The sequence below is a fragment of the Arthrobacter crystallopoietes BAB-32 genome (assembly GCF_000328305.2).
Lineage (GTDB): Bacteria > Actinomycetota > Actinomycetes > Actinomycetales > Micrococcaceae > Crystallibacter > Crystallibacter crystallopoietes_A.
This window is the reverse complement of sequence record NZ_ANPE02000130.1, coordinates 1-10,648: the sequence shown is the minus strand read 5'-3', so window position 1 is coordinate 10,648 and position 10,648 is coordinate 1. Positions and strand designations below refer to the sequence as shown.

Sequence of the window (10,648 nt, the reverse complement as noted above, 5' to 3'; positions counted from 1 at the left end):
CGCGAGAGCGGGTATTCCGCCTGCTGACCCAACCGGACGAGCTGGCGAAGTGGTGGGGGCCAACCGGTTTCACGACGCGGGAATCGAACTGGACCTCATGGTCGGGGGCACCTACCGCTTCACCATGCAGCCGCCGGAGGGCGAGCCGTTCCACCTGGGCGGCAGGTTCTTGGAGATTGAGCGCCCGGCACGGCTGGTCTATACCTTCGCTTGGGAGGAACCGGCGCCGGATGACCGGGAAACACTCGTGACGCTCACGCTGGCCGACGCCGGGGACGCCACGGACTTGTCCCTCACGCAGGGCAGCTTCGCCACGGAGGAACGGCTTGAGCTGCACCGCAACGGCTGGACGGAGAGCTTCGGGAAGCTGCGCAGACTGACCGCCGCAGCCGGCTGAAAGCCAGACCCGATCAGTCCTGGAACGGCAGCGAGTGCAGCCGCGCGCTCTGCTGCTGGGACCGCTCATACTGCCGGCTCAGCCGCACGAAGTCCCGTTCACGCCGCTCGGCCATCACCGCGATGAGGAACATCTCCGGCGCGGTCCCGGCCGGCGGCGGCGGCGAGACGTACTGCGAGGTCTCGGTGGCCAGATCCACGGCCAGCCGTTCACGCGAGGCCGGGATCATCTTCGGCGCCTGCGTAATGAACTGCGAAACCCGCCGCGCCAGCGACTCCGGCAGCCGCCCCATGTCCGCGAGCTTCACCCACGGCATCAGCTGCGGCGGGGTGTGCGGCAGCTGCTGGTGGATCACGCCGACCCGCTCGCGCATGCTGTAGGTGCCGGCCAGCAGATCGCCCAGCCGCTTCGACCGGTCGTTGAACAGCGCCGCCATGAACGCCACGGACCCGAGCAGCAGGTACAGCTCGAACACGCCCACCAGGCCACGGATCAGGGCATGCCGGAAACGGATGGACCCGCCGTCGTCGCGCACGATCCGCAGCCCCATGATCAGCCGCCCCAGCGACTTGCCCCGGGTCAGCGTCTCCACGCCCACGGGCAGGATCACCAGGAAGAACACGAACAGCGTCAGGCTCAGGGCCTGGGCGGCGGCCGCGTCGAAGCTCAGCTGCAGGGTCTCGGCCAGGAATGCCAGGGCCAGGATCAGCAGCAGCACGTTGGTGACGCAATCGATCATCGAGCTCAGCGCCCGCACGCCGAAGGAAGCCGGCCGCAGCTCCAGGACCACGGCCTCGCCCGTGACGATGTTGCTCATAGGTTTACTCTAGCGGCGGTCCGTGCTGCTAACGACGGCGGCGCAGCGGCTTCGTCCGGCGCCGTCCGGGGCCGCGCGGGGCACCGCGGCGGATAGGCTGGGATCGTGGATATCGATGCCTTCACAGCGGTGCACCAGCATGACTGGAAGCGCCTGGACGAGCTCAGCGCCAAGCGCCGGCTGACCGGGGCCGAGGCGGACGAGCTGCTGGTCCTCTACCAGCGCACGTCGACGCACCTGTCGATGATCCGCTCCACCGCGCCCGAAGGCCAGCTCTCGGCGGCGCTGTCCACCCGGCTGTCCCGCGCCCGGACGCGCTTCACCGGCGCACGCTCGAACTTCACCGAGGACATCGCCAACTTCTTCGTGCTCGCGCTGCCGGCCGCGTTCTACCGGCTGCGCTGGCTGACCGTCATCCTCGGCGCCGTCTTCATCCTGGTTTCCTGGCTCTTCGGCGCCTGGGTGGCCGGCAGCCCCGAAGTGATCCGCGCGATGGGCTCGGACGAGGAACTGCGCCGCTACGTCGAGCAGGACTTCGTCAACTACTACTCCGAGAACCCCAACGCGTCCTTCGCCGGCATGGTCTGGACGAACAACGCGTGGATCGCTGCCCAGTGCGTCGCCTTCGGCGTAACCGGGGTCTGGGTGCCGTTCATCCTGTACATGAACGCCCAAGGCGTCGGCATGTCCGGCGGCATGATGGCGGCCTACGGCGAGCTCGACACCTTCTTCCTGTACATCCTGCCGCACGGCCTGATGGAGATCACTGCCATCTTCATTGCCGGCGCCGCGGGCCTGCGCATCTTCTGGGCCTGGGTGTCCCCGGGACGGATGAAGCGCTCGGCGTCGCTGGCCAGGGAGGGCCGCTCGCTGATCACCGTGGCGCTCGGCCTGGTGCTCGTGCTGTTCATCTCCGGCCTGGTCGAAGGCTTCGTCACGCCGAGCACGCTGCCGCACTGGGCCCGGATCGGCATCGGCGCCCTCGTCCTCGCCGCCTATTGGGTGTACACGCTGGTGCTGGGCAAGCGCGCCTACGATGCCGGCGAACGCGGCGACCTGGGCCAGTTCGACGCCGGAGAAGTCGCCCGCACCAGCTGACCCGGCGCGCATCCGCGGCAGGCGGGCCGGACGCGGGTACTGTCGGATGAGACGTGCCGTTTGAGGAAAGAGGACAACGTGGCAGCCGAGGAGAGGAAAGCCGACAGGGCTGAAGCGGAGCGCGCAGCGGCGCGGAACACCGGGGCGCCTGCCGATGGCAGTCCGGAGTCCGTTCCCGCCACGCCGGTTCCCGCCAGCCAGGTGGGCCAGGACCGGCCGGGCCTGGGGGAGGCCCCCAAGAGCGACAGGTCCTTCGGTGGCTTCCGTCCGGACGCGGTCCCCGGCTGGGGCGCCCAGGCTCCCTCGCCTGAGCCTGCCGGAAACAACGACGGCGGTGCGTCGCCGGCTGCCGGGGCAAGTGGCCTTTCTGCCGGGGCAGCAGCGGGCACGGAAGATGATGCTCCGGCCGGAACAACAGCGACGCGGCCGGGCGGTACGTCCGCCGGACCAGCGGCGCCGGCCCGACCCTTGGATACCGCCTGGCTGCTGGAAGACACCGGCACGATGCGGGCCGTTCAACCAGCCGCGCAGGCGGGCGGGCTCGGCGGATCGAACGGTGCCACCCGGGCCGACAAGACGCGCTTCCTCGCGGACCCCGCGGACTCTGCCAAGCCCGAAGCACAGGCCGGCTCGTCTCCGGCCGCAAGGGCATCGTTGAAGGACGCCGCGCGGCTGGCCGCGAAGGGCTCCAACGCCGGTACAGGGGTGGCCGGAGCCGCTGCCGTCGCCGCAGCCGCAGGCAAAGACGCGGGATCGGCTGGCCGGAACGCCGCAGCTCCGGAGAAGAACACGGGAGCCGACGCCAACCCCTCGGCAGGCAACGAAGCCGGGACCGGGAACGAACCGGCGGCTGATGACTCCGTGGCTGACTCGGCGGCTGGTGACTCGGACGCCCGGAACTCTGCGGACGGAAAGGGGTCCGCAGCCGACAAGGCCCCGGCCCCGAGCCCAGAGGCCGCCAAAGCATCGTCGGTCATCATCACCCGGTCGAAGGGCAGCCCGGGCGCCGACGCCAGCCCGGGCGCGGACGCCAACCGGGGTCCGGAGGCCAACGCGGATTCGCGCCCCAGCCAGGATCCAGACGCCAGCGGGACCACCGTCGCCAGCGGGACCACCGTCGCCACTCCGGGCGCCGACGCCAGCCCGGGCGACGCCCACCCGGCCTCGGACGCCAACCCGCCCACCAGCGCGCTGTCGGTCCGGCCGCCCCGCTCGGAAGTCATCAAGCGGACCAACCAGCGCGAGGAGGCGCTGAAGGCGAAGCCGGTGGCCGGGCGGGTCCTGCAGGTGCTGCTGGCAGTTTGCTTCCCGTTCCTGCTGCTGATCGGCGCGATCCGGCTGGTCTGCACGCCGCTGTTCCTGTGGATCGAGTACAACCGCCCGGGCTTCCCTGCCGACAGCTTCGGGTTCAGCACCGAGGACCGGATGACCTACGGGTCATACGCCGTCGATTACCTGCTGAACTGGGCCGGCCCGCGCTACCTGGGCGAGCTAGTGGGACCGGACGGGCAGCCGCTCTTCCTGGCCACCGAGGTCAGCCACATGGCGGATGTGAAGACCGTGATCATGGGCGCCTGGATCGCCGGCGTGGTCCTGCTGGTGCTGACGGTGCTGGCGGTTATTTACCTGGCGCGGCATTACCCGGGCGGAATCCGGCGCGGGCTGTTCGCCGGTTCGCTGGCGACGCAGCTGCTGATCGTGGCGCTCGGCGTGCTCGGAGCGCTCAACTGGCAGCTCTTCTTCACGGAGTTCCACCGCGTCTTCTTCGCCGAGGGCACCTGGACGTTCTTCACCAACGACACGCTCATCCGGCTGTTCCCCGGACAGTTCTGGATGGACGCCGGGATCGTGATCGGGCTGCTCGTATTCGTGGTGTCCTCGCTGGTGCTGGCCTTCACCTGGCCGACCAAGTCCCGGCGGGTGGCCAGCTCCGAGAAGCTGGCAGCCGCCCGCGCCCGGTACCTGGGCGAACCGGACGCGGGGGAGCGCGGCTAAGGGCTCCGCTGCTACTTCGCGTACAGGCTCTCGATGGCGTCGCCGAAGTCCTCGATCACCTGGTTCCGCTTGAGCTTCAGTGACGGCGTCATATGTCCGGAGGCCTCCGTCAGCTCCAGCGGCAGGACGGTGAATTTGCGCAGCTGCTCGGCGCGGGAGACCAGCCGGTTGGCGTGGTCCACGGCACGCTGCAGTTCGGCCAGGACATCCGTATCCGCGGCTGCGGCGCCGAGGTCCAGCTGCTCCTTGCCGTGCGTGCGGCACCAGCGGGCGAGCCCTTCGGAGTCCAGCCCCAGGAGCGCGGCCACGAACGGCTTGCCTTCGCCGACCACCACGGCCTGCGCCACCAGCAGGTGCTCGCGCAGCGCGTCTTCGAGCGGCCCGGGCGCCACATTCTTGCCGCCGGCGGTGACCAGCAGGTCCTTTTTCCTCCCCGTAATGGTGAGGAATCCGTCGTCGTCAAGGCGTCCCAAATCCCCGGTGCGGAAGAAACCGTCCACGAAGCTGTCCCGGTCGGCCTCGGCGTTGTTGTGGTAGCCCGGCGTGATGCCGATGCCCTTGATGAGCACCTCGCCGTCGTCCGCGATCCGCACGGTGGTGCCCGGCAGCGGCAGCCCGACGGTGCCGATCTTGTTGCGCCCCGGCAGGTTGACCGTGGCCGGGGCGGTGGATTCGGTCAGGCCGTAACCTTCGAGCACAGGGACGCCGATGCCGGTGAAGAAGTGCGCCAGCTGCGGGCTGAGTGCGCTGGCGCCGGAGACAGTGAATCCGACCTGCCCGCCGAAAGCCGCACGCAGCTTCGCGTAGACCAACCGGTTGAACACGGCCCGCTTGGCCTTCAGCAGCAGCGAGGGGCCGATGCCCTCGCCACGGGATTCGGCGTCCACCGCCTTGGACCAGGCGATCGCGGTGGCCGCGGCGGCGTCGAAAATCCTGCCCTTGCCGCCGTCCTCGGCCTTCTGCCGCGCAGTGGCGTAGACCTTCTCGAACACGCGCGGCACCACGAGCAGGAACGTGGGGTTGTAACTGCCGAGGTCCTCGATCAGCTCGCCCATGTTCGCGGTGTGCCCCATCTTGACGCCGGCGGTGAGGCAGATGACCTGCACGGCGCGGGCGAGCACGTGCGCCAGCGGCAGGAACATCAGCGACTTGGCGCCGGGTTCCTTCAGGATTTCCGGCAGGAACTCCGTGGTGTTGACGGCCAGTTCGGCGAAGTTTCCATGCGTGATGATGCAGCCCTTGGGCCGGCCAGTGGTTCCGGAGGTGTAAACCAACGACGCCGGATCCGCCAGGGTGCGGGACGTGCGCGCCTGCTCCAGGTCGTCATCCGTAACGTCCGCTCCCTTGGCCTGCAGCTCCGCCAGCCCGGAGCCGGCTCCGGCCATGGTCCAGACCGGCAGCGGCTCCGGGAGCTCCGCCATGGCCTTCTCCACGATTCCGGCCTTGGCCTCGTCCTCCACGAAGACGGACTTCGCGCCGGAATCGGAGAGGATCCACTGCACCTGGTGCGGGGATGAGGTTTCGTAGATGGGGACGACGACGGCGCCGGCGTACCAGCCAGCCAGGTCCACCAGGGTCCATTCATAGCGGGTCTTCGACATCACCGCGATCCGGTCGCCGGGCTCGATGCCGGCGTTGATCAGCCCCTTGGCCAGCGCGCTGACCTGCTGGTGCAGTTCGGCGGCGGTGATGTCCGTCCAGGCCCCGTTGCGCTTCACGGCATACAGCGGCAGGGTGGGATTCCGCTGCTGCCGGGACACCAGGAGGTCGGTGATGTTGGTGCCTTCGGGCATCCGGTCCAGAAGGTCAGTTGCTGCTTCCCGCACCTGTAGGCCTTTCGTTGATCCGAGGTTGGTGAAATCCGCTGCCTATACCCAGCTTGGCATCCACATCCGCCAGCGCCAGTCCTGGTACGGAATCTGCTCCGCGGTCCAGACCGGCAGGAAGAACGCCGCCACCAGCAGCGCCGCCACGACGAAGAGCCCGACGATGAGTACCCCCTGCCGGCGCCGCCATGGCGGATCCGAGGAACGGCCGAGCACCAGCCCGAGCACGTAGGTCAGCGCGAGGATGAGGAACGGCTGGAAGGCGATGGCGTAGAAGTAGAACATGGTCCGCTCGGGGAAGAGGAACCAGACCAGGTAGCCGGCGGCGATGCCGGAGAGGATGGCGCCGGCCCGCCAGTCGCGCCGGCCCAGCCAGGCGAAAACGACGGCGCTGAGCGCCAGCGCGGCACCCCACCAGATGATCGCGTTGCCGACCACGGTCACCGCCGTCGAACAGTTCTCCACCAGGCAGCCGTTCACGCCGCGCTCGTCGCCCTGGTAGTAGAAGGACGTGGGGCGGCCCATGAAGAGCCAGGTCCACGGGGTGGATTCGTACGGGTGCGAGGAGTCCAGGCCGCTGTGGAAGGTGTACGCGCTGCGGTGGTATTCGGCCAGCGAGCGAAGCGGGTCCGGAACCCAGCCCCAGATGCCGCCGGCGTTGTCCCGGGCCCACTGCCGGTGGTAGCCGTCCGCGGAGAGGAACCAGCCGGTCCAGGTCGCCACGTAGGTCAGCGCCGCGAGCGGAATCATGGTGAAGAAGGCCGGTACGCCGTCGCGCAGCACGCCGGCGCCGAACCATTGCCGGATGCCCGCCACCCTCCGGGCATTCATGTCCCAGAGCACGGCCATCAGGCCGAAGGCGGCCACGAACGCCAGCGCGGACCACTTCGTGCCGACGGCCAGGCCCAGGCATACCGCCGCGGCCAGCCGCCACGGCCGCCACAGCACCAGCGGCCCGAACAGCAGTTCGGAGTCCCTTGGAGTACCTCCGCCCCTGGCGAGGGCCGCCACTTTGCCGGCCAGCCGCCGTCGTCCGTCATAGCGGTCCAGTAGCAGCGCGCCGAAGGCAGCCACCACCCAAAAGGCGAGGAAGATGTCCAGCAGCGAGGTGCGCGAGTGCACCAAGTGGTGGCCGTCGATCGCCGTCAGCAGTCCCGCGATGCCGCCCAGCGCGGTCGACTTGAACAGCGACTGCGCGATCAGCGCGATGAGCAGGATGGACAGCGTGCCTACCAGGGCCGCACCGAAACGCCAGCCGAAGGCGTTGTCCGACCCGAAAAGCGCCATACCGAAGGCGATCATCCACTTGCCCACCGGCGGATGGACCACGTACTCCGGCTCGTTCAGCGGCTGGCCCGGGCTGCCGGCGTTGAACGCGTCATTGGCGTCCTCGGGCCACTCCCGCTCGTAGCCGGAGAGCAGGTAGGAGTAGGCGTCCTTGACGTAGTAGGTTTCGTCGAAGACCAGCGAATCCGGCTCGCCCAGCCGGTAGAAGCGCAGGATGCCGCCGATGGCCGCGGTGAACAGCGGGATGAGCCAGCCCCACAGGCCGGGCTGGAACGGGGAGCCGAGCAGCCGCCGCGTGAGCACCGCTTCCGAAAAGGCCCGGGCGGGGGACTCGACCCAGCGCGCGCGCCGCTCGGGGGCATGCGCAGTGGCGGTGGCGTAGCTCACGTCCGACATGCTACCGGTCCGTAACTTTATGGTTGTGCCGCGCGGAGCCGCCGGGCTGCTGCAGCCGGCGGCTCAAACCTGGGACGGATGAAGCCACATAGGAACCTTACCGCCCGCCGGCGATCCCGGACGGAACCACCGGGCCCGTAGCTTCCGTGGCGCCGCCGGCCCCGCTCAGCGCGTGGGCGCCGGGCTGGAGGGCGCTATGGTCGGGAGGTAGGGAGCATAGGGGTCGAGGCTGCCGTCCATGACGGGCGCGAGGAGGTCGACGCTCTGCGAGCCGACCGTGACAGTGATCGGCACCCGGGAACCGGGCCGCTCCGCTATGGATCCCAGATGCACCGGCGAGGTGTCGAGGCCCAGGTCGGTGCCGCCGTCGACCGTGAAGGACACTTCCTCATCCGCATCCGCGATGGTGACCTCGGCGGGATTGTCCAGGGTGTTGGAGAAGGTGCCGAGCAGCCGGCCGGGCTCGTCCACGGCGGCGGACACGACCAGCAGGCTGCGCACCTGGACAGGTCCGACGTCGGCATCCACTCCGACGGCGAGGGGATCCGTTTCCTCCACGTCCTGTTCGTAGCAGCCGGCCAGGAGTACGGCCAGAATCGGGATCGCCGCGGCGGTGCGGATCGCTTTGCGCATGGCTCCACTGTTCCAGCGCGCGGGGTTGAGGTAAAGACCGGAATTGGGGAGGGCGCGCTTCCAGAGTCCTCCCAGCCTGCTGGCTTAACGTTTAAGGCGTGCGTGCCCCACATCTGACCTTGCCTGACTCCCTCACGAAGCGAGGGAAGATCGCCATGTTCCTGGCGGTCAGTGTACTGTGCGGTGTCCTGACCGCGGGGCTGCTGGTGCCGGCGGCGGCGGTGTCGGCTTCCGGCGGCACGCAGCTGGTGGAGCTGTTCGAGGAGCTGCCCGGCGAACTTGAGCGCGGGCCGCTGGACGCGCCGTCGAAAATCTACAGCGCGGACGGAAAGCTGATCGCCTCGTTCTACGCCGAGAACCGGGAGCCGGTCGCGTTGGACGAGGTCTCGCAGCACATGCAGGACGCCATCATCGCGATCGAGGACATCAGGTTCTACGAGCACAACGGCGTGGACGTCCAGGGGCTCGCACGGGCCGCGGTCAACAACATGTCCGGCGGCGACCTGCAGGGCGCATCCACCATCACCATGCAGTACGTGAACAACGTGCTGATCGATGCGGGCGTGGACGCCGGCAAGACTGCCGAGGAACTGACCATCAGCGGCACCAAGTCCGTTGCCGACAAGGTGCGCGAGGCGAAGCTGGCCATCACGGTGGAGCGCGAGTACTCGAAGGACGAGATCCTGCAGGGGTACCTCAACATCGTCCTGTTCAACGGGCAGACCTACGGGGTGGAAGCGGCCGCGCAGACCTTCTTCGGGATTCCGGCCAAGGAGCTGGACATCGCCCAGTCGGCCATGCTGGCGGGCATGGTGCAGTCGCCGAACTACTTCGATCCGGTGACCAACCCGGAAGTGACGAAGGAACGCCGCGACATGGTGCTGGCGGCGATGCTGAAGTACGGCAAGATTTCGCAGGCGGAGTACGACGAGGCCAAGGCTTCGGAGCTGGACCTGGACCTGCAGCCTGCGAAGTCCGGCTGCACCGCGGCGGCCATGGCCGATTACTTCTGCAGCTATGTCGAGCAGCTGGTGCTGCAGTCCGAGGCCTTCGGGGAGAACGCCACCGAGCGGGCCCGGCTGCTGGCCCGCGGCGGCCTGAAGATTGTCACGACCCTGGACTCGAAGCTGCAGGCCGAAGCGCAGGAGCAGATCGAGAAGCAGGTGCCGATGGGCGACGAGTCCGGGGCGGGCTCGGCCATGGTCTCGGTGCAGCCGGGCACCGGGCGCATCCTGGCGATGGCGCAGAACACGAACTACAGCCCGGAGCAGGGCGAGGCCAACACCGAGCTCAACTTCAACGTGGACGCTGCGATGGGCGGCACGCCCTACGGCTTCCAGCCCGGCTCCACCATGAAGCCGTTCACTACCGTGGCGTGGCTGGAATCCGGGCGGGCGCTGAACCAGGTGATCGACGCCAGCCGGACCTACTATCCGGAGGGGTACGACTGGGAGGCCAGCTGCGCGCCGAAGAACACAGTGTTCAGCCAATGGGACTTCAAGAACGCGCTGCCCGGCTACGCCCGGCCGATGACCGTGAGCGACGGCCTGCGCTGGTCCGTCAACTCCGCGACCGCGGCCCAGGCTGCGATGCTGGACCTCTGCGACATCCAGGACGCCGCCACCCGGATGGGCGTGCACCGGGCCGTGGACGGCGAGCCGCTGGACGCTTCCACCCCGTCCTTCATCCTGGGCGGCCAGGAGGTCTCGCCGCTGACCATGGCCGCCAGCTATGCCACGTTCGCCGCCGAGGGCGAATACTGCGAGCCGAGGGCGCTGCTGGAAGTGACCGACGCCCAGGGCAACAGCTACGAACTGCCCGGCGAAGAATGCAGCCAGGCGATCTCGCCGGAGGTCGCCGCCGCCATCAGCATCCCGCTGGGAAAGCTGATCGAAGACCGGCCGGGCAACATCGAACCCATCGGCGTGCCCGCGGCGGCGAAGACCGGCACCACCGACCTGTCCGAGCAGACCTGGACGGTCGGCTACACCAAGGGAATTTCGACGGCGTCCTGGGTCGGCACCTGGCAGGCCTACTCGTCCCTGAACTACGTGCCGATCAACGGCGTGGTGCGCAGCTTCGTGGACGGCTCCTCGGTAGCCGGCGCCCAGTGGACCGGCTACATGCGCGCCGTGGCCGAGGACTACGAGACCGGCGACTTCGGCGATGTCCCGCGGAGCATGCTCTACCCGTAGGCGC

General features: G+C 68.8%; 8 protein-coding genes. 4 read left to right on the top strand and 4 right to left on the bottom strand.

Annotated elements, in window-relative coordinates:
• Positions 1 to 397 (top strand): SRPBCC family protein (locus tag D477_RS10800; protein ID WP_237740768.1); only part of this gene is annotated, 397 nt, incomplete at its 5' end.
• Between the two features lie 13 nt (positions 398 to 410).
• Here D477_RS10800 and D477_RS10795 read toward each other — a convergent pair.
• Entirely contained in the window at positions 411 to 1,214 is an 804-nt protein-coding gene (locus tag D477_RS10795) for an RDD family protein (protein WP_005269073.1), read from the bottom strand.
• 105 nt (positions 1,215 to 1,319) lie between these two features.
• On the opposite strand from D477_RS10795, the gene D477_RS10790 reads away from it, so the two are divergent.
• The gene (locus tag D477_RS10790; RefSeq protein ID WP_005269072.1) at positions 1,320 to 2,312 is read left to right on the top strand and encodes a stage II sporulation protein M; all 993 of its coding nucleotides are present in this window, start codon (positions 1,320 to 1,322) and stop codon (positions 2,310 to 2,312) included.
• A gap of 78 nt (positions 2,313 to 2,390) precedes the next feature.
• A complete protein-coding gene (locus D477_RS23715; protein WP_005269071.1) occupies positions 2,391 to 4,307 on the top strand; it encodes a TIGR01906 family membrane protein in 1,917 nt (638 codons plus the stop codon).
• A gap of 11 nt (positions 4,308 to 4,318) precedes the next feature.
• Here D477_RS23715 and D477_RS10780 read toward each other — a convergent pair whose 3' ends face one another.
• The 3 genes from D477_RS10780 to D477_RS10770 all read right to left on the bottom strand — a co-directional run bounded on the left by D477_RS10780 (position 4,319) and on the right by D477_RS10770 (position 8,449).
• Entirely contained in the window at positions 4,319 to 6,133 is a 1,815-nt protein-coding gene (locus D477_RS10780) for an AMP-dependent synthetase/ligase (protein WP_005269070.1), read from the bottom strand.
• Between the two features lie 42 nt (positions 6,134 to 6,175).
• Positions 6,176 to 7,816, bottom strand: a complete 1,641-nt coding sequence (locus tag D477_RS10775) for a dolichyl-phosphate-mannose--protein mannosyltransferase (RefSeq protein WP_005269069.1) — start codon at positions 7,814 to 7,816, stop codon at positions 6,176 to 6,178.
• A 165-nt stretch (positions 7,817 to 7,981) separates the two neighbouring features.
• Positions 7,982 to 8,449: a hypothetical protein gene (locus D477_RS10770; protein ID WP_005269068.1), complete on the bottom strand. Its 468-nt coding sequence runs from the start codon at positions 8,447 to 8,449 to the stop codon at positions 7,982 to 7,984.
• Between the two features lie 98 nt (positions 8,450 to 8,547).
• Between D477_RS10770 and D477_RS10765 the strand changes: the two genes are divergently transcribed.
• Complete coding sequence (locus D477_RS10765) at positions 8,548 to 10,644, top strand: transglycosylase domain-containing protein (RefSeq protein WP_043846577.1); 2,097 nt, start codon at positions 8,548 to 8,550, stop codon at positions 10,642 to 10,644.
• The last annotated feature ends 4 nt before the right edge of the window (positions 10,645 to 10,648 follow it).